Below are 25901 nucleotides of genomic sequence, written 5' to 3' on the forward strand. Positions count from 1 at the left end.
CCGTACCGTGGTGACGGTGATCAGCCTATCGGCGCGTACAGCACCCCCAGCTTGTCGATCTCGGTGCCGGCCCGTCCCGTGAAGCCGACGATCTGCCAGCCGGACGGTGCCGTGAAGGTCTTGGAGTCCGCCGTCGCCGTACCGGCGGACAGAGTGCGGCCCTTGTCCGTGGTGAAGGACGCTGAGAAGATCCGTGTACGGCCGTCCTTCTGGCCCTGCGTCAGCTTTACGGCGGTGAGGTGCTCGCCGGAGGCCAGCGTCAGGGACGTCGCCATGCCGCCCGTGCCGCCGTGGGTGAGGGCCGTGCCGCCGTCGTGTGTCAGGGCCACCGCGTCCAGGCGGGAGCTGCCGCGCAGGGTCAGGGTGCGCGGGGACCCCGACGCCGGCAGGTCGTCCGCGTCGTTGAAGGCCGTGCCGTGCGGGCCGCCGAAGAAGTCGCTCGCCTTAAGCCGGGAGTTGAGCGTGTAGGAGAAGTCGACCGTGTGCGGGAAGTGGTCGGAGAGGTTGCCGCCCGCCGAGTCCAGGAACGACGCCCAGTCGTTGTTGTAGCGGGTGGCGTCGAGCGTCAGGAGCTTGCTGCCGCGGTAGAGGACCTTGTCGACGACCTCGCAGCCGTTCGGCGGCGCCGTCGTCGGGCACAGCAGCGGATCCGCACCCTGCGTCGGCCGGACCCCGTTCCTGGCCAGCTGCACCCACGCGTCCGTCAGGCCGTTCTCGTCGGCGAGGGTGCGGATGTTGTCACCGCTGCGGGTGTACCGGGTGTTCGTGTCACCCATGACGATGACCGCATTGCCGGACGAGTTCGCCTGGATGAAGTCCGACAGCTGCTCGACGTTGGCGCGGCGGGCGGCCAGTGCGTCGTCCGTGGAGTCGGCGTTGGTGTGGACGTTGTAGAGGTCCACGAAGACGCCCTCGGCGAGGCGGACCCGGGCCAGCGAGAAGCCTTTGGGTGTCAGGCAGTTGGTGCCGGTGCACTTGTTCCACTTCACCCGCTGGAAGTCCTCGAAGGCGTAGTCCGAGAGGGTGTTGAGACCGTCACCGAAGGGCACGCCACCGCTGGTCGCGGTGCGGTGCGGGTGGTTGTCGCCCGCGTACAGGGCCGTGTGGTAGTTGAAGTCCTCCTGGACGTTCACGATGTCGTACGCCGCCAGAAGCGGTGAGATCAACGGGGTGTTCTTCTCCGGGTTGCCGGAGCTGATGCCCTCCGGAAGGCCCGCGACGTTGTAGGTGAGGACGTTGAAGGTGCCGGTGGTGGCCGCCACCGCGGGGGTCGAGCCGGTGGTGGTGAGGCCGGTCAGGGCCAGGGCGGTGGCCGCGAGCGTGCCGATCAGTCTTCTCATGGTGGGGGCGTCTCCGATGGGTGGCGAAGAAGATGAGTGCTGTTCAGGTTCTCCGTCAATCAGGGAGATGTGCAAGGGCAGTTGGGAACACGGTGAGGGAAGCGGCGTTCCGCCGAATCCAGGGTGCCCGGCCGCCAGTCGCTGCTTGGCAGCGCCGCAGGAGGCAGCCGCAGACGGCAGCGGCGTCAGGAGGGGCACGGCACATGGGACACGGGCGCGCGCACGGTCATCCCCACCACGGTCATCATCACCACGACGGACACGATCACGGCCATGACCACTCGCACGCTGCGGCGGCAGCCGCCTGTCCGCCGCCTTCGACACCTCCGTACCCGACGAGGCCCTGAGCCCCCAGCAGCAGTCGCGCCGCACGCTGCTGCGCCGGGCGGGACTGCTGGGCGCGGGAATGGCCGCCGGCAGTGTCGTCGCCGTACGAGGACACCCTCGTCTTCCTGGGCCTGGAATGGAACATCCCGGCCGCCGAGCACGGCACGGTCTTCGTGCACCCCGGCAAGCCTGACGGAGCGGCTTGGCGTGCTGGGTGGGCTGAGGGCTGTGGTGTGGTGCCTTCCTCAGAAGTAGCGAGTGAACGGCGTGGCATCGACGGCCAGCAAGCCGCTGAATGGTTCGTCCAGCTGGTGAATGAGGAGCACCATGAAGGTGATGAGTCCCGAGAGGCCCATGGCCATCACCACGTGTGCGAAGTTCCGTTGCACTCCGAAAAGAAACATGAAGGAGACGGTGAGCACCCCTCCGGCAACCAGCCCCAGCCACAGGATCGGAGAGAGGTGCTCGCCCAGGTCCGCCTCGCGCCCGCGCCGGGCACCGTCCAGCAGGCCCAGCTGAACGAGCGACTCCTCGGCGATGGTCTGTTCTGCGCGGGGCGCCCCCTCGGGGCTCTGCGCGGCGGCACGCACTTCCCGCAACAGACGCCAGCCCTCCGGAGGGAGTGGTCTGCCCGCGGCCATGTTCGGCCACTCGACCTCGGTCACGTGCCGTACATAGGTCTTCACCCGTGTCTGCAGTCGCATGCGTTGCTCTACGGGCAGCCCTTCGGCCAGCAGGTGGATCTGGTGCGTGGCACCGGCCTCGGTCTGGACGTGCTCTTCGGCGCTTGCGTTTGTCTCCCAGGCCGTGACCAGCGCCAGTCCCAGTACCAGGGCGTAGAGGACGCCGACCATCATGGAGATGTACTCGGCGACGTCTTCGCGTGGTTCGTCGTCGGGTCCCATCGGCCAGAAGCGGTGCTTGACCAGGACGACAAGGGCGGCGAGCATCGCGACGCCCAGGACGATCGCCAGGGTTTCTGTCATGGGTGGTTCCCGCTCTCTTGTCAGGGAGTGTTCAGTGCTTGCGGGCTCCCAGGACCGCGGCTGCCACAACGGCGGGGATCAGGACGAGGAACAGGGCGGTGAGCAGGCTGAGGCGCGCCGAGTGGTGACCGTGCCGTGAACTGCGGCTCAGCAGTGGACGGCCCGCCTGATCTGGTTGAAGGGCCGTTTTCAGGGGGGTGGCGGGGGGCCTTGCGGAAGCACCGGGTACGACCGATTGCGCGGGAGGCCTCAGGGCGAGAGGGACCGGTGGGACCGGTGGGACCGGTGGGACTGGCAGGCCATCGGGAGGCACCACGCCCAGCGGCGGCGGCCTGACCGCTTGCCGGGCGCGCGCGGCAGGTGGGGCAAGGCGTCCGCCGGGCCTCGGCGGAGTGGTGGCGTCGCGTGGATCTTGAGGCTGTGTTTCCCGTGCGGGTGGGGGCAGGGACGGCATGGGGCGGGGGGCCCGTTCGGGAACGGTGAAGCGAATGGATGCCCGTGCTGTCAGCCGGGGTGCGGCGACACGGTTGCCGTGCCGTCCGAGGGTACTGATCCGGTCGCTGCCTTCCGCGCGGCCCGCAGCGGTGTACAGGCCGGGGCCGCGTCGGACGGAAGTGGCACAGAAGACTGAGGAACCCGGGGTGAGCCGGGTGATGGTGGGGAGCCCGTTCGCGCATGTGATGCGAGGACTGCCCAGCACGGAATCCGTGACTTTCACGGCATGCACTGCACGGTTGCCCGTGTTGCGTACTTCGTAGCGGAGCACCACGAGCCCAGTGCTGGTGACGCGTGCTCTCTGCGTCAGCTCCAGTGCGCCGCCGACACCGGTGTAACCGGACTTCGCCGTGGCCCGGACCGCGGTGTGGAGAGAGGGGATGCGACCGCGTGCCACCACCTCGCGGATCTGGGTGCCCGGGCGGGCGACACCCTCCGCTTCACAAGTGATCCCGCGGAGGCCAGTGAGCCTCCGGACGTGATCGCTGCCGCCGGGGCATCGGATACGGGCTCCGAACAGCCCGGGATCCGTCACCTTCACGTCGTAGAGGTCCGCCCCGCCGCGATTGAACAACCGGTACGTTTTGGCCAGAGGTGCGTGGGCCCGGACACCTGGCCGCAATGCTCCCAGCCCCGGCTGCGCATTCACCGACACCTGCAATGTCAGACCCATGCTGTTCGCACCGTCCGCCACGGCCGCCTGCGGGCCTGCTGCGCCAACGGCCGTGACGCAAAGACACTGCATGAGCAGCCACGTCAGCCTTCGCACGCTCGCGGTCCGGCCGTGGGGCCTGCGACGTGATGTTCTGATCATAGGGAGACGATCTGGAGTTTCCGCTGCCGCACGTCCCGGACGCGCCGTATGCCGTTCGCGGTTCACCCCAATGCTGCCCGGTTCCCCTGCTGCCGCCTGCTGAGCGCATCGCAGATCGGACCGTCCTGGGTGGCCTCAGCGGTGGGCGCGAGGGGCAAGGCGGCCCGCGTCGTGCGGGGGCCGGCCAAAACGTCCGCAGCCGACGTTGTGTCAGGCAGCGCGCAGGAATGGTCACGGAGCGAGAATGCCGAACACCAGGAGGATCCGGGGACCGCCCGGTGCACGAGCCGCTGGGTGCCCTGACCCGCGCCTCACGGGTGTGTCGCCGCTTTGCGTGCCAGCCGTGGCGACATGTCCCCTTGATACCGCCGGACGGGATGGCGTCCGCTTCAGCCCTGGAGCGGCAACCGCTGAGCGATCTGGGCCGACACGAAGAGGAGCCGTTCTTGCTGCGGAGTCTGCGCTACAAGCTGGACAACGTCATGGCGCGTGGTACCCCTGCCCTGATTGGTGTCCTGGCCGTTGCTTGCTGCCTGTTCACGCTGGTCAACGGTGCGCTGCTACTGCTGTTGGCCCCTGTGGGCATTCATCACGGGGACGTGGGATCCTCCCTCTGGTCGGGGTTTCTGCGGGTGCTGAGTCCGACCGCCCTGATGCGGGACAGAGGGCCGGCGCCCTTTCTCGCGTCGGCCGTATTCATGGCCTTCGGCGGCATCCTGCTGATGAGCACCCTCATTCCGGTGATCAGCGCGGGCCTGCAGAATCAGTTGACTCGACTGCGTCAGGGACGGACGCCGGTGGTCGAATCGGGTCACGTAGTCCTGCTCGGCTGGTCACCTCAGGTGCACGTGCTGGTGTCGGAGCTGGTGGAAGCCAACCGCAGCAGGCGCCGGGCCTGCGTGGTCATCCTCGCCGAACGGGCCCGCACCGAGATGGAGGCCGAGATCCGTGAGCGAGTCGGCGATCTGGCGAGTACCCGCGTCGTCTGCCGGACCGGAGACCCGGCGGACGCCCTCGACATTGCTCTGGTGTGCCCCGAGCGTGCCCGGTCGGTGATCATCGTGGCACCGGAGGAGGACGAGCCCGACTTCGCGGTCATCAAATGCCTTCTCGCCGTCTCCTCGACCCGGCGGAAGGACGGAACCGGGCCGGCCATCGTGGCGGGAATCAAGAACGAGGAGAATCTGCCCGCAGCGAGGCTCGCAGGGGGCACGAACTGTCGTCTCGTCAGTGTGCAGGGATTCATTGCCCGGCTGTTGGTGCAGACGAGTCTGCATACCGGGCTGTCCTCGGTGTACACCGACCTCCTGGACTTCGCCGGAGACGAGATCTACGTCCGAGCCCAGCCCGAACTGGAAGGCCGGACTTTCGCCGACGCCCTGCTCGCCTACCGGACCTCCTGCGTGATCGGACTGATGGAGCAGGACGGCCGCATCCTGCTCAACCCGCCCGGCGCGACCCGTATCGAGGCCACACACCGGATCGTCGCCATCAGCGAAGACGACAGCACCATCCACATGGCACCGGTTCCAGGGGTACTGCCGGAACCGGCAGTACCCCTGGAACCGGTGCGTGCGGTACCCGCAGAGCGGGCGGTGCTGATCCTGGGCAGCAACCAGCGGCTTCCCGATATCATCGGACAGCTTCGCGCACATCTGGCCGCCGGCTCTCGGATCGACGTCGTGGCCGACCAGGGCCCTCCGCCAACAGTCGAAACGTCCGACTGCGGCATGGTCAGTTTCCGCCGTGCGGACGTCACTCGCCGTGACGTCCTCACGGCACTCGCTCTGGAAACGTACGACCATGTACTGGTCATCAGCCCCGATGCCTGCAACGTCGAGAGCGCTGACGCCCGTGCCCTCACCGTCCTGCTGAACCTCCGTGACCTCTTCGAGTCGCGCGGTTGCAGCTTCTCGATGGTCACCGAACTGGCTGACGACCGCCATCGTGCTCTTGCCCAGGCCGCCAAACCCGACGACTTCGTGGTGAGCGGCAACCTGCTGAGCCTCCGGCTCGCCCAAGTATCCGAAAACCCCCCACTGGACGCGGTTTTCGAGGAGCTCTTCTCCCCGGAAGGCTGCCGCATCGCCCTTCACCCGGCAGGCGACTACGTGCCCTTGGGCGAGAAGGCCGACTTCTACACCGTCGTCAACACAGCCCGCCACCGAGGAGAAATCGCCATCGGGCAGCACATTCATGCCCAGGCCCACCTGGCACCCCGCTTCGGGAACATCCTGAACCCGGACAAGCAGTCGAAGGTCGTGTACGAAGCCCTGGACAGAATCATCGTACTCACCCGTTGACGGCGGCAGCGGCCCGCCGGACGTCGCAGCACCGGGCTACCCGGCGAGGTGCACTCCGACGCCCCACCAGCAAGGTGAGGGGTGTGGTGCACAGCCCTCGTCCTTGACGCTCCGAGTCGGTGAAAATGCGCGGAACCCGGCACCCGGCGAAACTCGGTTCCATGCGTATTACGGTGTGCACCAAGCGAGACCTGCCTGGTTGTGTGGCTCTCAACCATTTGCTCCCCGGTTTGGCCGGACACCGGGTTCAGGTGCTGATGTCCGAGGTGGACCGCGCGGGGGAGCACAGGGTGCCGGAGCTGGCACGGCTGAAGCGCTTCGAACGAGACGTGCCGAACCGGGCACTCTTCCCGAAGCTCGACGCACTGGACACGCCGCCCGGCCGGCTTTTGAGCTTCGGACATCTCGGTCGCCGGTACGGGATGACGTGCCGGTCGGTCCAGGAGATCAACCGTGGAGACGGCCTGTGGTGCCTGCGGCAGTTCGAGCCGGACCTGATCATCTCCGTACGCTTCAGCCACATCTTCCGGGACGAGGTGCTGGCCATGCCCCGGCTCGGCATTCTCAACGTCCATCCCGGTGAACTGCCCCGCTATGCCGGGCTCTTCTCACCGTTCTGGGGTCTCCTGGAGGAACAGAGATACCTCGGCTGCACCGTGCACTGGATCGACGCGGGCATCGACACCGGGCCGGTGCTCGCTGCCGGACGCCTGCCGGCCGATCCCACGCGCTCGCTGGCATGGCACGTCACCCAGATCTACCCCACGGGCATCGCCGCACTGGTGGATGTCCTTCCGCAGGTGCTCGCCGGAGAGCCCGTCCCCAGCCTGCGCCAGGACGGACGGAAGCGCTGCTACCGGTCGCTGCCCGGTGCCCAGGACTTTGCCGCGTTTCATGAGCGGGGGCTGCGCCTTGTCGCCCCTGGCGACCACCGGGAACTGTTCGGCCCTTTCGCCGCCCCTGCGCCCTTTCGCGCTGATGAGCACAGCGTCGGACCGTCGGACAGCGCCCCGGTACGGGCATCGCGCTGAAGCGAAGTCAAGCACCACCGGTGACGGAGAGCGAACCCGTCAGCGGGCCGTAGCCCAACCGGCGACCGGCCACCGTCCATGCGATGGTCGGGCGCCCCCGGTACCGGGGGTCCGCGGTCTGCGCAACCAGCCCGAAGGGCAGTTCCTCCTGCGCCCGGCCGTCCGCGAAACGGCCGATGCCCGTCAGCGCCGCCCAGTCCGTGCCTGCCCGCAGGCAACCCGGCCCGGACATCGTGAAGACCCGGCCCTCGGTGGTGTGCAACACGGCACTGCCCTGGAAATCGAGTCCATGCCCCGGCCCGTGCACGTCGATCGTGCAGTCACCCGCCGTGCTGTTGCCCCTTGCCCGAACTCGAACGAGGCTCTGACGCGGTCCCGGCGGCACTCCTGTGTCGGGGTCGCTGACCGCATACGGTGGGCGGCGCAGTACGCGTCCCGCCCGGGCGCCTGTCAGCACCCCGTCGCGCATCGCGAAGACCCCGGCGAGCAGGACGGCGCTCACCCCTTCGGCGTACTGGCGGGGCCGCTCGTAGGTGGCGCGGTCACGAACGGACGAAGGATCGAACAGGACGAGGTCGGCGACCATACCGGGCGCGATGAGACCGCGGTCGGTCATGCCCAGCACGGAGGCGGGCAGGCCCGTCATCCGGCGTACCGCCTGCGGCAGAGTCAGCAGGTGCCGGTCGCGGACGTAACGTGCCAGCACCCGGGGCTGGGTGCCGTAGTTGCGGGGATGGGTGCGCGCGTCGAGACAGGCCCCGCCGTCCGAGGCCACAGCGACGAACGGCTCACGCAGAATGCGCTCCAGATCCGCCTCGTGACCGAAGTCGTAAACGGCCATGGCCTGAGGCTTCTGTTCCAGCAGATCCATCACCGCCTCTCCCAGCCCGACCGCCCTCTCGGAGCAGTACTGGCCAAGAGTCACTCCGCTGTCCTCCAGGTGGACGCTGCGCGCGTCCGCAACCCGGGAGTACAGCATTCGCTCGATGCCCTCCGCCACGTGCGGTCGCTGCTGCGGGTCGGTGAACCGCCCGACCATCGCCGTGTCGCCCCCCGAACGGAACTCGGCCGGAACCAGCACGCTCAGTCCGGTCCGGCTGGAAAGGTACGGGTATACCTCCCCGGCGGCGCGCAGCCCCCGGGCGCGGGCGTCAGCGACGGCCTTCAGCGTGCCTGTGGTGGCGCCCCAGTTGGCCGGACCCATTGACTTCATATGCGCGATGACGCCTACCAGACCGGCCCGCTCCGCGATCTCCAGGCTTTCCTCCGTGGCCGCCAGCACGGACGCCCCCTCATTGCGGACGTGGTTGCTGAAGGGCGCACACCACGGCGCGGCCGCGGACACCGCCGCCACCACCTCCTGCGTCGTTCCGTACGCGCTGGGCGGGTAGTAGAGGCCGGCCGAAACCCCCCATGCCCCCTCCTTCATCGCCCGCAGCACCAATTCCTTCATCCGCTGCAGGGCCCGCTCGCCAGGGCGCTCGTCGGCCGTGCCCGCAGCCGCCGTCCAGACGGCGCCGAGGCCGACATAGGCACCGATGTTCACGGCAATGCCCGGGGCCTGTTCCGCGAAGGCCAGCGTCGCGTTGATGTCCGGTGTCTCCATGGTGTCCACCCAGGGCGCGCCCCGGGTTCCGAAGCCGTCCGGATTGAGGATCTCCGTGGTCACGCCCTGACGGAGCGAGCTCTCCGCCTCCCGCAGCGCCAACGGGTCCCCGTGACTGTGGAGTTCGATGAACCCGGGGGCGAGCACCAGCCCGGCCGCCTCCACCCGGTCCCGCGCCCCGCAGGAACCGGCCGACGGGCCGACAGCGACCACGTGCCCGTCACGGACACCGACGTCGGCCACAAAGCCCTCGCGACCGGTTCCGTCGAGCACCGAGGCCCCCGTGATCAGTACGTCCAACGGGGTGGTGGTCGAGGCGGGCTCCGCATCCACAGGAAGGTCTCCGTTGCCGCTGGTAGGCGTGCGCCGCTCGTTCCGGGGCTCAGGGCCCGGCCCGTCCGGACTTCCGGGGCGGCTTCCGACGCTAGCGGCCCGCCCCCTCCTGCCGGATCCCCGACGCGCTGGCTGTCACCTGATCGGAGCGGCCCGCCTGGTGTGTTCGACGGCTCGCCCCACTCCGCCGCTGGATACGCTGAGGCCCGGCCACCTTGCAGAGCGGAGACCAAGCGGACCATGACGGAAGAGAGTCAACTGCTGCGGCGCAAGATCGACCTCTGCTTCGGTTATGCGGACCAGAACAGGGACGGCGTCCTGGACGCCGGAGACGCACTGACCCTTGCCTCACGGCTGATCGCCGCCGTCGGAGAGCCCTTCGACTCCCCGAAGTCCGTAGCGCTCCTGCGCGCGAGCGACCTCTGGTGGCGAGGGCTCTGCGCACTACTGGACACTGATCACAACGGCCGCGTCGACGCCGGGGAGTTCCGCACGGGCATGCTTCGGCTTTCGGCCCCCCAGCCCACCAGCCAGGACGACGAAGCGCTCGATGCCGCCTGCGCACTGATCTGGGCTCTCTGCGACAGAGACGATGACGGACTGGTGACAGCATCGGAGTTCGGCCGCTTCCAAGGCGCTCTCGGCGTCTCACCCGAAGCGCGGAACATGGCCTTCGACCACCTCGACCTGGACGGCGACGGCTGCCTCTCCGTCGAGGAACTCAGCAGTGCACTGCGAGAGTTCGTCACGAGCACGGATACCGCCGCTGCGGGGAACTGGCTCTTCGGCGACTCCTTCCTGACAGCTGTCAACTGACCGCGCACCATGCCCTGACGCAGGCGCTCCGGCGTGCGGCGCCGCTGGCCTTCGAAGGCGATCCCGAAGGCGTTCAGCGGGGCCTGCCAGCGCATGGCCCACTTTGCGGCGGCCCTTGCCGTGAGCAGCGAGGGACACGTCAACCGGATCAAGGTGCCGAAGCGACAGATGTACGGACGCGCCGGACTTCCCCTGCTCCGCAAGCGAGTCCTCCTCGCATGACCATCCTCACCCTGGGTCACTCCGTCACGGAAATCTTGACTGAGCCCAGCGACTGCCCTGACTCGTCCTCGAAGACCAGCCACGCACCGTGCTCCCTCACCTTCTCTTCACGCGCGGCCAGGTCTCCTTTCGCCACGAGGGGCTGCTCGGCTCACCGGCGGTCGCGCAGCGTCCGGGCTTGCCCCCGTGCTGCCGTTCGACGTGGCGGAGGCGCCCCGTGTTCTGCGGTCGAATCGTGCATGGGTTGAGATGCGAGCGATGTGCCGGGTGCACGACGGGCACGTCGGTGGCGTCTCAGGTGCCCTCACGGACGCCCGGCGGACTGGACGCGGGTCAGGCCGGGCGGAATGCCAGGACGGTATTGTGCCCGCCGAACCCGAAGGAATTGCTCAGGGCCAGGCCGATGCCCTGTGCGCGGGAGGCACCTGACACCAGGTCCAGCGGCGGGGCCCCGGCCTCGGGTTGGTCGAAGTTGGCGGTGGGCGGGACGAGACCGTGCTCGACCGACAGCACGGTGAGGGCGGCCTCGATGGCTCCCGCGGCGCCCATGGTGTGCCCCAGCACCCCCTTGGCCGAGGTGACGGAGGGCCGATGGGTGCCGAAGAGGGTGTGCAGGGCCGACGCCTCGGCGCGGTCGTTGAGCGGGGTGCTGGTTCCGTGCGCGTTGACATGATCCACTTCGTGCGCCGAGGCCCCCGCGGTGCGCAGGGCTTCCCGGGTGGCGCGGCGAATGCCGTCGCCGGTGGGGTCGGGGGCGACAGGATGGTGCGCGTCGGCCGATGCCCCGTATCCGGCCAGCCTTGCCCGGACCGGGGCGCAGCGGGCGTGGGCGTCCGGTGCGCGCTCCAGGACGAGGACGCCCGCCCCCTCCGCCAGCACGAAGCCGTCCCGCCCGCGGTCGAAGGGGCGGGAGGCGGCCGCCGGGTCTGCGTGACGTCTGGAGAGGGCGCCCATCTTGGCGAACGCGGCGGCGCACAGCGGGGTGACCATGGCGTCGCTGCCGCCCGCCACGGCGATGTCGCAGGAGCCGCTGCGCAGCAGCAGGGCCGCGGTGATGAGGGCGGTGGCCCCCGAGGCGCACGCGGTGGCGGTGTGCAGCACCGGTCCTCGCGCGCCCAGTGCGATGGCTGCCTGCCCGGCGGCCATGTTGGCCAGGAATGAGGGCAGCGCCATGGGAGACACCGTTGTGCCGCCTCCGTGCAGGAACTTGCGGTGCTGTGCCTCGTACGTCGTCACACCGCCGGCGGCCGATCCGAGGACGACCGCGACCCGTGTGCCGTCCCAGGTGTCGGGGCAGAGCCCGGCGTCGGCCACCGCCTCGTGGGCCGCGGCGAGTGCGAACTGGGTGAAGCGGTCGAACCGCCAGGACCCGGGGCCGGGATCGAAGCCGGAGACCCGGCAGGACAGGGTGACGGGGAGCCCGGCGAGTTCCGGATCGGTGGCCGCGGTCGGTGTGCCCGCACAGACACGTGCCCAGGTCTCCTTGACGTTCGTACCCGCCGGGGTGATCAGGCCGATGCCGGTGACGGCGAGGTCTGCACCGGTCGTGCCGGGCGTCATGTACGGTCCTGCGCATCGTGCGCCGGGTGGCCTGCGGGCAGTTGCGCCTGTACGTACTCGGCGAGCCGGCGCACGGTCAGCTCGCCCGCGGCCTCACCCTCGTCCAGAGCGACCTGCCAGTGGTCCTGGAGCGTCACGAACAGTTCCACCACGGCGAGCGAGTCCAGCTCAAGTGTGTTCAGAGAGACATCGGGGCCGATGAGAGCGGCATCGGCTTCGAACTTGTTCTCCAGTACGGTCACGAGGTGGTCGTAGACGGGCTGCATGGCTTCCTCCAGGAGGGGGTGCGGGCTGCGGACGGGACGGAGCGGGGTTCGGGATCGGCGGTGAGCGGGAGGGCGGACGGCCACCTCAGTGCGACCGATCCCCAGGTGAGACCGCCCCCGAAGGCGGTCAGCAGGCTGCGGGTTCCGGGACGCACCGCGCGGCGTGCGGCGGTCTGGGCAAGGGCGAGCGGTACGGATGCCGCCGCGGTGTTGCCGACTTCGCGGATGTTGCCGAAGCAGTTCCGCGAGGGAACGGCGAGGCGCTCGGCGACGGAGTCGAGGATGCGCTGGTTGGCCTGGTGGCCGATGAAGGCCCCCAGTTCGGACGCTTCCCAGCCCGCGCCGGCGAGGACGGCGCGGGAGGACTCCGTCATCCGCTGCACCGCCTGCGCGTACACCGCCCGGCCGTTCATGCGGAAGTAGCGTGCGTCGCGCCCCAGTTGCGGGGAGGTGTCGGGGCAGCGCGAGCCGCCGGCGGCGATGGCGATGAGGTCGCCGCCCGAGCCGTCCGCACCCAGGTCGACGGCCTCGATCGCACCGGGTTCACCTTTCTCGCCGGGGCGCAGCAGAACCGCGCCCGCGCCGTCCCCGAAGATCACCGCAGTGTCCCGGTCGAGTGGGTCGATGATCGTCGAGTATGTTTCGGCGCCGATCACCAGCGGGTGCTCGCAGACGTCGCTGCGGATCAGTGCGGTGGCGACCGTGAGGCCGTAGAGGAAGCCCGAGCAGACCGCAGCCAGGTCGAACGCGGGTACGGTGCCCAGGCCGAGCCGGTGGGCGACCTCCGGTGCGGTGGCCGGGCAGCGGCGGTCGGGGGTGGTGGTCGCGACCAGGACGAGGTCCGCGGTGGCGCCCGCGGACAGGAGAGCGGCCCGGCCGGCCGCGACCGCGAGGTCCCCGGTACTGGTGCCGGCTTTTACCTGGCGACGGCGTGCGATGCCGGTGCGCGAGCGGATCCATTCGTCGGTCGTTTCCAGGCCGCCGCGGTGTGCGATCTCCTCGTTGGAGACAACACGCGGTGGCAGGCAACTGCCGATGCCGCTGATTGCGGCGGTGGGGCTGGGGGGCGTCATCCGGCTGTCCTGCTCTCTTGGTGCGACCGGCTCTTCGCCGGGCGGGCGGTCAGGCCGTGGCGAACGGGGAGGGCGGCTTGGCGATGCCCGCGAGTCCGCAGTCGGGCACCGAGGCGCCGCCGTCCAGGAGCAGGGCGTGGCCGGTGAGGTAGGAAGCGGCGGGAGAGACGAGGAAGAGCGCCGCGTGTGCCACCTCCTGCGGTTCGGCCCACCGGCCCATCGGGACGTGCGCCATCAGCCAGTCGGAGAGTGGTCCGGTGGTGTGCACCGTGGCTGTCATGTCGGTCCTGGTCCAGCCGGGGCACAGGGCGTTGACGCGGATGCCCGCGCGGGCCCAGCCGACGGCGAGGGAGCGCACGAGGGAGATCTGTGCCGCCTTGGTCGCGGCGTAGGCCTCCATGAGCGGTGCACCGACCACTCCGGCCAGTGAGGACATCAGCACGACGCTTGCCCGCGGGGAGGCGCTGAGGTGGCGGTGAGCGTGCCGGCACAGTGCGGCTGTGGCATTGAGGTTGACGGAGACCACCTGGTCCCAGCCTTCCTGGTCCGAGTTCTGGAGGGGGACCATGGCAGGGGTGCCGTTGGGCTGGGTGGGGAGGATGCCCGCGTTGTGTACGAGGACGTCGAGGCCGCCCAGCACGGCCGCGGCCCCGTCCACGACGGCGGCAGCCGAGCCCGGTTCGGCGAGGTCCCCGGGTACGAGGACGGCGTCGTGCCCGTGCTTCGAGACCATCGCGGCGGTCTGTGCCAGTGCGTCCGTGGTGCGGGCGGAAAGGGCGAGCCGGGCGCCGGCCTGTGCCAGTGTGACGGCCACCGAGTGGCCGATGCCTCGGGAGGCCCCGGTGACCAGGACACGCGCTCCGTCGAGGCGGAAGGGGGCGTCGGCGGGGGTGGTGGGGGCGGTGTTCATGCAGAACTCCTCTGGAGAGGTGGTGTGTTCGCTCAGTGCCGGTCGGCGGGCGGGAGCAGGGCAGTGCGGGTGGTGGCGTTGCGGGGGTGGGTACCGGGGGGCGGGGGAGATGCCGTCAGCGTGGTGGGGGCCAGCCGGATGGAGGAGGCTCCTGTCCAGGTCATCAGGGCTCCGCCCCAGGTCAGTCCTGCTCCGAAGACGGCGATCAGAACCCGGCCGCCGACCGGCAGGAGCTTTTTGGCGGCAGCGCTGGCCAGGGCGTAGGGGGCGCTCGCGGCACCGATGTTGCCGACCTCGTCGCCGACGATGAGCATCCGGTCGCGGTGAATACCGATCCGGTCGCCCAGGGTGCGCAGCAGCACCGGGTTGGGCTGGTGGACGATGAAGGCGTCGATGTCGTCCAGCTTGATGCTGTTGCGGGCCAGCGTCTCGCTGACGATGACGGGGAAGATGTCGGCGATGAAGTCGCGTACTGCCCTTCCGTCCATGTGGATGCGGTGGCGGCGGCTGCCGAGCGTCTCCGTACTGGCCGGTGCGCGGCTTCCGCCGGCCGGGATGAGCACGTGGTGCGCCCCGGTCCCGTCGGAGCCCAGGCGGATGTCGTCGAACCCGCCGCGGGCGGGCACCGGGCCCATGATCGACGCAGCCGCGCCGTCGGCGAAGAGGACGGCGGTGCCCCGGTCCGCCGGGTCCAGGAATTTCGAGTAGACCTCGACGCCGACGACGGCCGCGTACCGGGCCGTAGGAGTGGCGGTGAGCCAGTTGTGCGCCACCTGGGTGGCGAACAGCCATCCCGAGCAGGCGGCGCCGACATCGAGCGCCACGGCGTTGCGCGCTCCGGTGAGCGCCTGCACCCGGCAGGCCGTGGACGGGCCGAGTTCGTCGGGCGTGGAGGTGGCGACGAGCAGCAGGTCCAGCTGTTCGATGTCGATCCCCGCCGCGGCGACGGCGGCCCGCAGGGCGGCGGCAGACAGGTCGGAGGCGGCCTCGTCGGGCGTTGCGGTGTGCCGGTTGCGTACTCCCGTACGTTCGCGGATCCAGTCGGCGCTCACGCCGGCGCCGCGGGCGACCTCGGCGTTGCTGCGGATGTGCCGGGGCAGGTAACTGCCCATGCCCAGCACGCCGATCCGCCGCTGCTCGGCGGGTTGTGCCGCACGTGCCCGGCGGGCGCGCGACGTGCCGTTCGTGGGTGTGCGTGCGGTCATGCGCGTGCTCCTTGCTTCGCGGAATGCCAGGTGAGGGACGCGACCAGCGCCGCGGTGTAGTCCTCGTCGGCGAGGGGCGCGCGGACGAGGTTTGGATGGTGTCCGAATGCCTCCTCCAGGGCGGTGAGCCGGGGGAGCAGCCGGTCGCACAGGGCCGTGGCGACGTCCTCCAGCGCGTCGAGGTCCTCGGGGCGCACGGTTGCCTCCGTCAGCAGGGACCCGGCCCACTGGCGGGCGGCTGTGACACCGCTGAGCGCGGCGAGCGCGGCCATCGTGTCGCGGACTTCCGGTTCGGTGATCTTGGTGAGGGCGTGGAGGACGTCCTGGGCGGCGAGCCTGGCGGCGTAGACCTCTCCGAGCTCGCCGGCCCGCAGCAGCAGCGGGTTCCAGAGCGCGAAGCCCCGGGCGCCGGCGGCGGCCCGCTCGTCGTGGATGCGGCGCAACCGGTGGGCGAGGCGCCGCTCGTGCGCCTGGACGACCGTGGGCCACCACGCCGGGTCGCCGGTGTCCGCGGCGGCGGTGGCGGGCGGGGGCGGCGGAGCCGCAGCGTCGGCTTCGGCGGTCAGTGACCGGCCGAGGTCGTAGAAGATCAGCTGGCTGTCGCCGCCCGCCGGGTCGAAGGCGTGGTGAAAGCCGTGGTAGCCCGCCAGCCGGTTGGCATCGAGGTGCCCCGAATAGCCGCACAGACGCTGGCAGGTGGCGGTGATGCGGGCGGCCGCGCGGACGGAGTGCGCCTTGTACGCCGACAGCGGGCGGCTCACGGACGCCCAGGGCGCGAACGTCATCGGGTTGTTGCTGCCGCCGTGGTCCGCGCCACTGGTTGTGCCTTCTCCGGTCCCGGCAGCCGGCTTTGGGGCGTGGGCGTGCCGCAGCAGTGTCCGGGCGCGGGAGGCCGCGCAGGTCAGACCGAACGCCTCGGCGAACGCCGCCAGCAGCGCGTACTGGTGGCTGCGGTAGGACAGCAGCGGCGCGCCGGGAGCCAGCCGTGCCTGGGTGGGGCGTCGGCGGGCGTAGCGCAGGGCGAGCACCGCAGACTGGCGGGAGACCGCCGCAGCCACCGAGGGCAGCGTTCCCCACAGTTCCTGGCCGACGCACAGCGTGCGTCCCAGACGTGCGTCCGGGCTCGGCAGCGGGTCGTGGAACGTGCCTGCGGCGGAGATCGTGGCGTCGTCGCGCAGCCACCTTTCGTAGGGAAGCCGGTGCCCGTCGAAGCGGACGAGGGCGTAGTCCAGGGGCAGGGCGCTCAGTTCGAGCGGTGAGGAGATCTCGACGCCGGGCAGTGGTCCGTCGGCGTCGGTGAGGTTCACGACGAAGGAGAAGACCCCGCAGTCCTGCCCCTGCACGCGCAGTCGGGCCAGGACGACCACGGTGCGCGGGACGCCGTGGGCGGTCGTGCCGCAGAACTTCGCCGCACCGTCGTCGGGGGAGTGCAGCAGGAACTCGCGGGTCCGCGGCTGGTAGACGGCTTCCGTACGGGTGGCGAGATGGCTGTTGGCCTGGCCGGCCTCCGTGATCAGATAGCCGCCCCTGGCCCGCCCCGACTCCAGTTCCTCGAACTCCGGCGCCAGTTCCTCGTGACGTGGGGAGAGCCGTGTCATCGACCCCAGGCACAGCAGGTGATGGGTGATCAGGGCCATGCACAGGGCGGGGTCGCTGACGGCCGCCCAGGAGAGGACCGCGGCAAGCCGGTCGGGTTCTGCGAGCAGACTGCGGGCAGGTGGCGCGGCCTCGCACAGGGACCGCAGCCGCTCGTTCAGCTGCTGTTCGCGTGGAGATGGGGGCGCTCCCGGGGGCGGCGGGTCCATCGCGAGCGCATCGCCGAGCAGGTGCAGGAACCGCGGCGGGCAACTGCCGTGGAGGAGCTGCTCCAGTTGCCGCGACAGCGGGGCATCGGGGCCGGGGGGAGGTTCAGTGGGCACGAGAGGTCTCCGAGGGGTGGGCCGGCGCGGGGACGGGGTGCGTGCGTACGCCGGGGGAGGCGTGGGCCGGCGGCCGTGGGGCGGTGACTGCGGGGGCCCAGCTGAAGTCCGTGTCGGCGAGTGGTGCGCTGACGACCGGCCGGGAGAGGGCCAGTACCCGGCCGACGCTGCGGGTGAGGGCCGCGCCGGTGCCGGCCTCGTAGAAGTGCGCGCTGCGCAGCTCTCCCATCCGGCCCAGAACGCCGGGCAGGCGCACGGGACGCGTCAGGCAGTCGGCCAGCCTCTGTGCGAGGTCTTCGTCGGCCCGGTAGCGTCTGCCGGCCACCGCTGAGAAGACGGCGGTGGGGGGTCCGGCGATCCGGTAGCGGCGTACGGCGTCGGCGAAGCGGTCTGCCTGGGCGGTGAGGGAAGGGTGGTGGGACCCGAAGGGCAGGCGCAGGCGCACCGCCGTGGTCCCCGCGCGCAGTGCCGTCTCCTCCAGTCGGCCGAGCTGGGGGAGCGGGCCGCCCACCAGCGTTTCGCGGTCGTCGTTCACACAGGCCACCACCACGTCCGGCGTCCGCGCGCGGTCGATCAGGTGGGTGGCGCGGCTTTCCCCGCAGGGCAGGAGCGTCAGCCCTCCGGGGCAGGAACCGAGCACCACGGCGAGGTCGTGGGCGATGCCCGCACCGTCGGCGACGGAGTAGGTCCCGGCGGCGGTCAGGGCGGCGATCTCGCCGAAGCTGACACCCAGGACCGCCGTCGGCGTGCCGTGCCGGACGCTCAGTGCCCGGTGTACGCAGACGCTCGCACCGAAGTGCGCGAGTTGCAGTGTGCCCGGTGCCGCGTGCGCGAGGTCCCTGCCGCTGGGCGGGTGCTCGCCGAACAGCCAGGGCCGCAAAGGCCGCAGCCCTCGCGTGGTGGCCGTCGCGTCGATCTCCTCGAACACGGATTCACAGGCCCGGCGAAGGGAGAGCCGCGCGTGGGCCGCGTGCAGGAACGTGCTGAGGGTGAAGTCCCCCTGACCTGGGAACAGATGTACTGCACCAGCCATGTCTTCCTCCCATACGCAGCGGGTCGTCGTGGGCCCGTCGCACCCACGCGGTGACGGATCGAGCCACAGGGCGAGGGGCTCGTTGCGGCCCCCTTGAGTGAGTAGTGCTCTGTTACGAGCACCCCAGCCGCTTCCACACCGCGCAACGTGTTGAAAGGAGGCGGGTGTTGAAACCCCGTTCGCACCGACGCCGCCCGTGGGCGGAACGCCTGTGGGCGGAACGCCTGTGAAGGAGCCTTCGTGAGACCACATCGCCCGCCCAATACGGCCCTGCGGGCCCTGCTGGACGAGGCCCGCTGGAGCGGCGCCCGGCTGGCCCGTGAGGTCAACGCACTGGCCGTCGAACAGGGATTGAGCTTCCACTACGACCGCACCGCGGTCAGCCACTGGCTGAGCGGTACCAGGCCGCGCCGTCCCATCGGTGAACTCGTCGCGGAAGCCCTGTCCCGGCATCTGGGCAGGAAGGTCTCGCTGCTGGACACTGGACTGGCCGCACCGCAACGCCGCCATGACGGGAACGAGGGGTCACCCGGAGGTGGAGACGTCATCGCCGAGATCGAACGGCTCGCGGTCGTCACCGGCCGCCGCAGCGTCACGCGCAACGGCGTCTTCTCCCTGGCCGCTCTGGTGCTGCCCGGCTGGGACGCGTCAGCGGGCCGGGCGTCCGTCCCGCCTCCGACCGGGCACCCGGGACGCGAGGCGCCGCCCGATGCGGCCGCCGCGCGTCTGCTGCTCGCCCTTTTCTCCCAGCACGACACGGCATTCGGCGCGGGCCGGATGCGCGACCCTCTGCGCGCCTATCTCGCCACCACGGTCGCTCCCTGGCTGCGGCAGGACGTACCGCCGCGACTGCGCAGTGAACTGTGCACCGTGGCGGCTCAGTTGACGTACCTGTGCGCGTTCGCCCACTTCGACGGAAACTTTCAGGAACGGGCCCAGCGGTACTACCTCGCCTCCATCAGCCTGGCGCGCGAGGCAGGAGACCGGACCGCCTTCGCTCTGGGGGCCAGGGGAATGAGCGTCCAGGCGCTGTCTCTGGGGCACGTGCGGGAGGCCGACCGGCTGGCCGAACTTGCCGTCCGCGTCGGGGTGCTCCGGGCGCCCGCCCACCAGCAGGCTCTGCTGCTGGGACAACTGGCCGTCACCAAAGCCCACTTGGGGGAGCCCGGCACTGCCTCCCGCCTCCTGGCCGACGCCGATAAGCGGCTGGAGCGATCGGACAGCGCACCCACTCCGGTGGGTGCCTTTCATTCCAGTTCATTGGCGTTGCACCATGCGGCCGTCGCCCGCGCCCAGCAGGACCACACGGTGGAGGTCCGTCACCTCCAGGCCTCACTCCGCGGGCGCCCCAAGGAGGAGATCCGTGCGCGATCCATCAGCCTGGCCACGCTCGCGGAAGCCCAGTTGAACTCGGGACACCTGGATCTCGCGTGCCGGACCTGGGGCACCTTCCTCGATCTGTGTCCGCACGTCAGTAGCGCCCGCGCCCACGACCGGCTGCTGACCCTGCTCGCCCGCCTCCGCCCGTACGCGGCCCACGCAGCTGTTCCGGCCCTCCTCGACCGGGCCCGGCCCCTGGCCGCACGGCGCGCTGCCCGGTAGCGGGGCGACCGCAGCGATTGGCTGGAACCGGTGGTAGTCCATCGGGGTGAGGAAAGCATTCTGCATCTCCGTGCGGTCAAGGACGCTGGATCAGCACCAGGGCGGCCCATGCCCCGGGCAACGTACACGGCCCCTCGTCCGTCCCGCACTCCATCGGAGAACCATGAACCGAAGCGTCCTGCTGGAAGAGTTCCCCTGCGTGCTCCCCCTGCCGGCCCGGCTGACCGTCGCGACCTCCTGGACGCATCCGCGAAGAGGAGACGTGCACAGTCCCGCACACCCCCTGCTCACCGCCGCCGCCCACCGGGAGCGCATCCCGGTACGGGAGGCGGCCCTGGGCGGCGGAGTCCTGCGTACGGAACCGTGCGAGGACCTCCTGATCGCGCTCTCCTACCAAGACCCGGACGGAACCACGAGAGGACTCGCCTTGGTCACACGAGCCGACGACGAAGCGGCGCTCCGCTTCGCGCGGGAGCAGATCCTGAGGTGGCGTGCCGTCCTGCGCACCCGTCGGATCATGCTGCCCGAGGGGCCCTGGAAGCTCCCGGTGAGTGGCGCCCGTCGCCCGGTCCCGGCCCAGCACACCGCACGCTGGTCGGCGTGCGGATGCCCTGCCTCAGCCCACTGCCCCGCGGTCACGGAGGCCACCGAGTCGGTGCGTGCGTTCCAGGGCCGCGGAGACGAGGTACTGCTGGTGGGACTGCCTCTCCTGGCGCACTGGGAGGGCCTGCAGCTCGGCCGGGAAGAGCGTGCGTCCCTCATCCCTGTCACCACCCGGGAAGAGGCGGCGGCGCTCTCGGTGGGCGACCCGGAACGCCTGGCGTTCGTCGTCGCGCCGGGCACCGCGACGCCACAGCTGAATCCTGTCCTGGCAGTGCTTCGTGAGAGGGAGCCGGGCCTGCGCGGACAGCACCCGCACCAGTGGTGCTACACCATGACCGACTGGTGGCTGGCCGCGGAGGGCGCCGCGCGCGAGAGCGACCGGATTCTCCTCCTCGGCAACGGCCGCAGCCCTGGTGACGCCGCGTTCCGGATGGCAACGGCGCACGCAGGTGCGCAGAACCTCCACACGGTCACGTCCTTGGCGGCGTTGGGTCCCGAACACGTGAATGCTTCCACCCTCGCCCTGGTGGACAGCGAACCCGATGGCACGCTCTCCCGCGTACTCGTCGCACTTCTCCAAGGACTCGGACCGTGCGACACGGTCCGCCGGAGTGTCACCTCGCAGCGCGACACGGCTGATCCGCGCAATCCCGGACGGAGTGACCGCTACCGCGGTCGGCCTTCGCGGCACGGGCACGCAGACCGGGACCAGCAAGGGCGCTGAAGCACGCGGCTGCCCGGACCGCCACCTCGCCCGAACACCTCGTTCTCATCGCCGCCGCCCACCAGAGGGAACTCTCCGCGAAGGTCAACCACACCGCCCTGGGCGAGCCGGTGCCACCCACCGTCGAGCTCACCGAGCTCACCGATGCCTGGTCCACCGGTCCAACTCGCAGGAGAAGCACCGTGACGGACCCACCCTGGCCCCTTACGGCTTCAGCCGGATGCCTTTCTTTGCCTTGCGCGGTGTGGTTGGCGCTCTCCTCTGCAGCCACGGATGCCGCGCGAAACTTGGCTCTTGCTGCGTGGGCGGTCCTGGCCCACACCGCCCGCCGGTACGGGCTGCGCCGCATCATCGCCTTCTGCCAGCGACTGGACACCGCGCACGAGTTCGTCCGCACCCTGCCCGTCCGCACCCTGCCCTCGACCCTGGCCCGCCTCGACCCCGCCAAAAGGCCGGCGGGACCCGTGCACGCCGAGCGGGTCACCGGGGAGCACACCCAAGCCCAGCGGGAACGCATCCTCGACGCACTGCGCGAACCCCCCGACGACTGGACCGTGGTGGCCAACGTCCGCTGCCTGTCCGAAGGCGTCGACGTACCGGCCGTCGACGGCGTCCTGTTCGCCCACCCCAAACGCTCCCAGGTCGACATCGTCCAAGCTGTCGGCCGCGCCCTGCGCCGCACCGGCACCGCCCAGAGCACCGCCACCGTGATCGTGCCCCTCGTGGTCCCCGGCTCCACCGAGGAGATCGGCGACCTGGGACCGGGCGAATTCGGCGACAAGGGTGTCCCGTCAGGGCGGGGCGTCACGGGGCCGCGCGCCCTGGGTTTTCGTGCCCTGGCGCGCGGCGCGGCGCCGGGCCCTGAGCTGTCGGAGGAAGTACGCCACCTCGCCGCTGACGCTGACTCCCGTGGCCAGGATGATCAGCATGGCCGCCGCCTGCACCATGTGGGTGAGCCCTTGCGGTACGCGATCGAGTGCCAGCTCGCTCAGGGCGCGGTAGAGCATGCTGCCGGGCAGCAGGGGGGTGACGGCGGGGATGACCAGGGGAAGAGCGGACGCCCGCGCCCTGTGCGCCAGGTACTGGCCGATCGCGCCGATGGTCCCGGCGATGATGCCGGTGGTCGAAAGCCGCAAGAAGCCCGCGTTGCGCAGGGCGATGTAGCCGAGGGCACCGGCGACCCCGAGAAGGGCCACGACGATCTGTTTGCGGCGGGGCACGCGCATCCGCGAAGCGATCGCCACAGTGAACATCGCGGCGCCGAGCACTCGCCAGGAGAAGTAGTTCAGGGAGGTGGCCTGCGGCAGAATCGGCAGGCTGTAGCCGGTCTTCGCCGCGATCGCCATGACCGCCCCCGTCCCGGAGACGATCGCCAGGAACACGAGCAGCGCCTCCATGAGCCGGGCGTACGCCGTCACATAGTGACCGGTCAGCGCGTCCTGGACGGCGCTGATGATGGTGAGTGCGGGCAACAGGGCCAGTACGCCGCCGACGATGATGGCCGGGGCGTTTTCGCCGTGACCGATGTTGTCGGCCACGATGGCGAACAGCGCCGCGGGCAGTACGGCGAGTGCGATCCGGTAGAAGAGGGGCACGCCGTAGGTGGCGAGCACGGTGGAGACGCGTCCGGCGACGGTGGCCGCGACGAAGGACGGGATCACGACCGGCAGGTCACCGCCGGCGAGCAGGCTTCCGGAAGCGGCGACCAGGCCCGCGTGCGCGGATTCCTTGGCCCAGAGGGCGGCGCGCCCCCGGTCGGCCCCGGTTTCGGGCTCGGTACAGAGGGCGATGGCGCGTGTACGTGCTTCGACGGCGTTCACGCGGCCGTCGCTGATGTCCTGGACGAGCTGGTGGGTGCGTTCCAGTGTGGTGAAGTCCTGGGTGCGGCGTCGGATGACCCGGTGTTCGGAGGTGGGTTCCGCGTCGTCGGCCATCCGGCCCGCGAGCGACACCACCCACAGCGTCACATCGGGCTCGCACCATTGGAGTCCGTACGACTCCGCCGTCACCAGCATGCCCGCGACCGTCTCCTCGGCAGCCGCGCCGTTGGCCATCAGGGAATCGCCGATCAGCAGCGCGAGGGCGACGACGAACGCGGCGTCCGGGTGCTCGGGGTCGGCGGGCGGGGCCATGAACGGGTCGGGCGTGGCCTCCAGACCACGCAGCCGCCCGAGGCTCCGCTGGAGCCAGGGCAGGGACTTGCTGGGCAACGGGGCCCTCCAGCAGGGGGGTTGACGAGTGCGCTCCGAACGGGTGCGGACGGATTCTTGGATCTGCCGTGCAGGGGTGGGGTGTGGAGAGTCGCGAGGGATGTACGTCGGTCAGGGTGTGCGTGGTGCGGCGTCGCGGCGGTACGAGGCCGTGGGCCCTGGCCCGGTTGAACCGGGCCAGGGCCCACGCTTCGAGTACGGCCTAGCAGTAGGGCTCTACCGCGCCGACGTTGGTGGCCCAGCCCGCCGGGATCCAGCCGCGACCGTCCGAGAGCTTGTACCAGCGGGGGTTGCCACGGACGCGGTCGGAGTTGACCTTGCAGCGGATGTTCACGATCCGGCCCTTGGGCAGGGAGCCCACCGGCTTGTGGCCGAGGCCCGGGCCGCTACGGATGTACAGGCTGCCGGGGATGATCCGTACCCGGTAGGGGCTGGTCTTCTGGCAGCAGTCCCCGTCTCCCTTGCCACAGCACGCCGCATCTCCCTTGGGCCCCCGGGGCCCCCGCTCGCCCTTCGGCCCTGCGGGGCCACGCCCGCCCGCGGGACCTGCCGAGCCGGTACTGCCCTTCGCCCCGGCGGGACCCTGCGGCCCGGCGGGTCCGGCCGGCCCCGCGGGACCCGCATCACCCTTCACGCCCGCTGCGCCGGTATCACCCTTCACGCCAGCGGGTCCTGGGGGACCGTCAGCTCCGGTGTCACCCTTCACACCCTCGGGCCCTGCCGGTCCTGCCGGTCCTGCCGGTCCAGGGGGACCGTCGGCTCCGGTGTCGCCCTTCACACCCGCAGGTCCTGCGGGTCCTTCCGGTCCTGCGGGACCGTCGGCTCCGGTGTCACCCTTCACACCCTCGGGTCCTGCCGGTCCAGGGGGACCGTCGGCTCCGGTGTCGCCCTTCACACCCGCAGGTCCTGCGGGTCCTGTCGGACCTGCGGGTCCTACCGGCCCTTCTGTCCCCGTTTCGCCTTGCGCACCTGCGGGGCCAGCCGGTCCCTGGGGGCCTGCCGGGCCTGCGGGTCCTTCGGCCCCCGTGTCGCCCTTGCGCCCCGCCGGGCCCTCAGCACCTGAGTCGCCCTTTGGACCAGCAGGGCCTTCGGCCCCTGTATCGCCCTGGGGGCCGGCCGGTCCCTCGGGGCCTACCGGCCCTTCTGTCCCCGTTTCGCCCTGCGGGCCTGCGGGGCCGGCCGGTCCCTGGGGGCCTGCCGGGCCGTCGGCTCCAGGGTCGCCCTTCGGACCGGCAGGGCCTTCGGCCCCCGTATCGCCCTGGGGACCTGCCGGTCCGACCGGTCCGACCGGTCCAGCGGGGCCTGCCGGGCCTTCGGCTCCCGTATCGCCCTTCGGGCCGGGAGGACCTTGCTTGGTGATCGGTGCGTCGAACGTTGAGTCGGTCAGGTCGGCCGTGACGGGGCCGTTGTTGGTGGTGTCGGGGTCGGACGTGGTGGCGTTGACCCAGGCCTGGTTCACCGGCAGGTTCGTCGCGGTGGAGGTCATGGTGCCGTTCACGGCGATCGTGACGGAGCCGCCCGCGGGGATGGAGGGGACCGGGCAGTCGAGCTGCGTCCCGGCACCCGCCGACAGGGGGGTGGTCGTACAGGGGCCGCCCCCTTGAATGACCGAGGCCTGCGGGTTGACGACGGTCGGGGGGAGGCGGTCGTGCACCACCACTCCGCGCGCGGTGCTCGGGCCCGCGTTCTGGACGGTGATCTGCCAGGCGACCCCACCACTGGGGCTGACGGTCTTGGTCGTCATCCTCTTGGTGATGCCCAGGTCCGCGGCCGGGGGTTCCTGGGTGACCCGGACGTTGGCGAGCATGGCGCCGCAGGCCGCGCTGGCCCGGGTCTCCGTCGAAGTGAAGGTGAGCGTCGGGTCGGCCGTACCGGCGGTGAACGTGTACGTGCTGTCGCGCCAGTTGCCGGTGTTCCGGGTGGCGACGCCCAGGGTGGTGAAGGAGGTGGTCGGGCCCCCGGTGCCGGAGACGGTGAAGGGCTGGCCGTTCGCCAGCTGTGTCAGGGTGCAGCCGTTCCAGGTGTTCGGGCTGTTGCCGAAGGTCACGACGACCGTGGCGCCCTGCGCGATGCCGGTGAGCTGCTGGCTGAGGCTGACCGCGGATCCGCCGTTGAGGTCCACCGCCTGGAGCCCGTCGGAGCGTTTGGCCATGGCCGCGGAGTAGACCTCTGTCGTGGCGTTCCAGTTCGGCACCGCGGTCGTGGTGAAGGTCTGGTCGCCGTTGGTCACCGCGGGGCTGGCGAAGGTTCCGTTCGCGACGGTGACGGGGAGGGGATCGCGGTAGGCGGCATGCGCCGCCATCGGCAACGATGCCGCCTGGAGAGCGAGGAGCACGGGGGTCAACACTGCGGTGCGTCTCCCCAGCCGTCGCGACGTGCGTCTCTGACTGTGCATGTCATTCTCCACGGTCGGGGCGGGGGAGGAAGAGGGGAAGACACCCGCGGGGTGCGGTCGATCAGGCGTCCGCCTCGTGGGCGTCGCGCAGCAGCATGGAATCTGATAGGGGGTCATACGGTGCTGCG

17 protein-coding genes and 2 pseudogenes are annotated in these 25901 nt (G+C 70.7%); 7 read left to right on the forward strand and 12 right to left on the reverse strand.

What is annotated here, in order from left to right; translation table 11 throughout:
• Positions 1-20 precede the first annotated feature (20 nt).
• Positions 21-1340, reverse strand: a complete 1320-nt coding sequence (locus ACZ5PB_RS08950; protein ID WP_468689161.1) for a jacalin-like lectin — start codon at positions 1338-1340, stop codon at positions 21-23.
• Positions 1341-1543: 203 nt separating this feature from the next.
• Here ACZ5PB_RS08950 and ACZ5PB_RS08955 point away from each other — a divergent pair.
• A pseudogene (locus ACZ5PB_RS08955) lies at positions 1544-1855 on the forward strand (twin-arginine translocation signal domain-containing protein); the annotation flags it as partial.
• Between the two features lie 57 nt (positions 1856-1912).
• On the opposite strand, the gene ACZ5PB_RS08960 reads toward ACZ5PB_RS08955, so the two are convergent.
• On the reverse strand, positions 1913-2653 hold the full coding sequence (locus ACZ5PB_RS08960) for a bestrophin-like domain (RefSeq protein WP_468689163.1): 741 nt from the start codon (positions 2651-2653) through the stop codon (positions 1913-1915).
• Between the two features lie 1686 nt (positions 2654-4339).
• Between ACZ5PB_RS08960 and ACZ5PB_RS08965 the strand changes: the two genes are divergently transcribed.
• A complete protein-coding gene (locus ACZ5PB_RS08965; protein WP_468689165.1) occupies positions 4340-6265 on the forward strand; it encodes a CASTOR/POLLUX-related putative ion channel in 1926 nt (641 codons plus the stop codon).
• 161 nt (positions 6266-6426) lie between these two features.
• Complete coding sequence (locus ACZ5PB_RS08970; RefSeq protein ID WP_468689167.1) at positions 6427-7296, forward strand: formyl transferase; 870 nt, start codon at positions 6427-6429, stop codon at positions 7294-7296.
• A gap of 7 nt (positions 7297-7303) precedes the next feature.
• On the opposite strand, the gene ACZ5PB_RS08975 is transcribed toward ACZ5PB_RS08970, so the two are convergent.
• Entirely contained in the window at positions 7304-9235 is a 1932-nt protein-coding gene (locus ACZ5PB_RS08975; RefSeq protein ID WP_468689169.1) for an N-acyl-D-amino-acid deacylase family protein, read from the reverse strand.
• Positions 9236-9475: 240 nt separating this feature from the next.
• On the opposite strand from ACZ5PB_RS08975, the gene ACZ5PB_RS08980 reads away from it, so the two are divergent.
• Entirely contained in the window at positions 9476-10051 is a 576-nt protein-coding gene (locus ACZ5PB_RS08980; RefSeq protein ID WP_468689171.1) for an EF-hand domain-containing protein, read from the forward strand.
• Positions 10052-10606: 555 nt separating this feature from the next.
• Here ACZ5PB_RS08980 and ACZ5PB_RS08985 read toward each other — a convergent pair.
• Genes ACZ5PB_RS08985 through ACZ5PB_RS09015 form a run of 7 tightly spaced genes read right to left on the reverse strand, consistent with a single transcriptional unit; the run spans position 10607 to position 18239 of the window.
• Complete coding sequence (locus tag ACZ5PB_RS08985) at positions 10607-11833, reverse strand: beta-ketoacyl-[acyl-carrier-protein] synthase family protein (protein WP_468689172.1); 1227 nt, start codon at positions 11831-11833, stop codon at positions 10607-10609.
• Positions 11830-12099: an acyl carrier protein gene (locus ACZ5PB_RS08990; protein ID WP_468689173.1), complete on the reverse strand. Its 270-nt coding sequence runs from the start codon at positions 12097-12099 to the stop codon at positions 11830-11832. The genes ACZ5PB_RS08985 and ACZ5PB_RS08990 overlap by 4 nt, the downstream gene beginning before the upstream one ends.
• Positions 12072-13172: a beta-ketoacyl-ACP synthase III gene (locus ACZ5PB_RS08995; RefSeq protein ID WP_468689175.1), complete on the reverse strand. Its 1101-nt coding sequence runs from the start codon at positions 13170-13172 to the stop codon at positions 12072-12074. The genes ACZ5PB_RS08990 and ACZ5PB_RS08995 overlap by 28 nt, the downstream gene beginning before the upstream one ends.
• Before the next feature lie 49 nt (positions 13173-13221).
• Positions 13222-14082: an SDR family NAD(P)-dependent oxidoreductase gene (locus ACZ5PB_RS09000; protein ID WP_468689176.1), complete on the reverse strand. Its 861-nt coding sequence runs from the start codon at positions 14080-14082 to the stop codon at positions 13222-13224.
• Between the two features lie 32 nt (positions 14083-14114).
• Positions 14115-15287 carry a 3-oxoacyl-ACP synthase III family protein gene (locus tag ACZ5PB_RS09005; protein WP_468689177.1) on the reverse strand — a complete coding sequence of 391 codons (1173 nt, stop codon included), beginning with the start codon at positions 15285-15287 and terminating at the stop codon, positions 14115-14117.
• The gene (locus tag ACZ5PB_RS09010) at positions 15284-17206 is read right to left on the reverse strand and encodes an acyl-CoA dehydrogenase (RefSeq protein WP_468689179.1); all 1923 of its coding nucleotides are present in this window, start codon (positions 17204-17206) and stop codon (positions 15284-15286) included. The genes ACZ5PB_RS09005 and ACZ5PB_RS09010 overlap by 4 nt, the downstream gene beginning before the upstream one ends.
• Entirely contained in the window at positions 17196-18239 is a 1044-nt protein-coding gene (locus ACZ5PB_RS09015) for an acyltransferase domain-containing protein (protein ID WP_468689181.1), read from the reverse strand. The genes ACZ5PB_RS09010 and ACZ5PB_RS09015 overlap by 11 nt, the downstream gene beginning before the upstream one ends.
• 240 nt (positions 18240-18479) lie before the next feature.
• On the opposite strand from ACZ5PB_RS09015, the gene ACZ5PB_RS09020 reads away from it, so the two are divergent.
• The 3 genes and pseudogenes from ACZ5PB_RS09020 to ACZ5PB_RS09030 form a co-directional block, all read left to right on the forward strand.
• A complete protein-coding gene (locus ACZ5PB_RS09020; RefSeq protein ID WP_468689183.1) occupies positions 18480-19841 on the forward strand; it encodes a hypothetical protein in 1362 nt (453 codons plus the stop codon).
• Between the two features lie 163 nt (positions 19842-20004).
• Entirely contained in the window at positions 20005-21168 is a 1164-nt protein-coding gene (locus ACZ5PB_RS09025) for a hypothetical protein (protein WP_468689184.1), read from the forward strand.
• A gap of 242 nt (positions 21169-21410) precedes the next feature.
• Positions 21411-21788: pseudogene (locus ACZ5PB_RS09030) on the forward strand (helicase-related protein); the annotation flags it as partial.
• Positions 21789-21959: 171 nt separating this feature from the next.
• On the opposite strand, the gene ACZ5PB_RS09035 reads toward ACZ5PB_RS09030, so the two are convergent.
• Together ACZ5PB_RS09035 and ACZ5PB_RS09040 are read right to left on the reverse strand one after the other, a co-directional pair.
• Positions 21960-23378, reverse strand: a complete 1419-nt coding sequence (locus ACZ5PB_RS09035; RefSeq protein ID WP_468689185.1) for a threonine/serine exporter family protein — start codon at positions 23376-23378, stop codon at positions 21960-21962.
• Between the two features lie 202 nt (positions 23379-23580).
• Positions 23581-25725, reverse strand: a complete 2145-nt coding sequence (locus tag ACZ5PB_RS09040; RefSeq protein WP_468689187.1) for an SH3 domain-containing protein — start codon at positions 25723-25725, stop codon at positions 23581-23583.
• Positions 25726-25901: the final 176 nt, after the last annotated feature.

This window comes from Streptomyces sp. NPDC032721 (genome assembly GCF_055579625.1).

Excerpts from the sequence above, each read along its gene's own strand:
- ACZ5PB_RS08950 (WP_468689161.1), bottom strand. The coding sequence starts at position 1,340 with ATGAGAAGACTGATCGGCACGCTCGCGGCCACCGCCCTGGCCCTGACC.
- ACZ5PB_RS08960 (WP_468689163.1), bottom strand. The coding sequence starts at position 2,653 with ATGACAGAAACCCTGGCGATCGTCCTGGGCGTCGCGATGCTCGCCGCC.
- ACZ5PB_RS08965 (WP_468689165.1), top strand. The coding sequence starts at position 4,340 with ATGGCGTCCGCTTCAGCCCTGGAGCGGCAACCGCTGAGCGATCTGGGC.
- ACZ5PB_RS08970 (WP_468689167.1), top strand. The coding sequence starts at position 6,427 with ATGCGTATTACGGTGTGCACCAAGCGAGACCTGCCTGGTTGTGTGGCT.
- ACZ5PB_RS08980 (WP_468689171.1), top strand. The coding sequence starts at position 9,476 with ATGACGGAAGAGAGTCAACTGCTGCGGCGCAAGATCGACCTCTGCTTC.
- ACZ5PB_RS08985 (WP_468689172.1), bottom strand. The coding sequence starts at position 11,833 with ATGACGCCCGGCACGACCGGTGCAGACCTCGCCGTCACCGGCATCGGC.
- ACZ5PB_RS08990 (WP_468689173.1), bottom strand. The coding sequence starts at position 12,099 with ATGCAGCCCGTCTACGACCACCTCGTGACCGTACTGGAGAACAAGTTC.
- ACZ5PB_RS08995 (WP_468689175.1), bottom strand. The coding sequence starts at position 13,172 with ATGACGCCCCCCAGCCCCACCGCCGCAATCAGCGGCATCGGCAGTTGC.
- ACZ5PB_RS09000 (WP_468689176.1), bottom strand. The coding sequence starts at position 14,082 with ATGAACACCGCCCCCACCACCCCCGCCGACGCCCCCTTCCGCCTCGAC.
- ACZ5PB_RS09005 (WP_468689177.1), bottom strand. The coding sequence starts at position 15,287 with ATGACCGCACGCACACCCACGAACGGCACGTCGCGCGCCCGCCGGGCA.
- ACZ5PB_RS09015 (WP_468689181.1), bottom strand. The coding sequence starts at position 18,239 with ATGGCTGGTGCAGTACATCTGTTCCCAGGTCAGGGGGACTTCACCCTC.
- ACZ5PB_RS09025 (WP_468689184.1), top strand. The coding sequence starts at position 20,005 with ATGAACCGAAGCGTCCTGCTGGAAGAGTTCCCCTGCGTGCTCCCCCTG.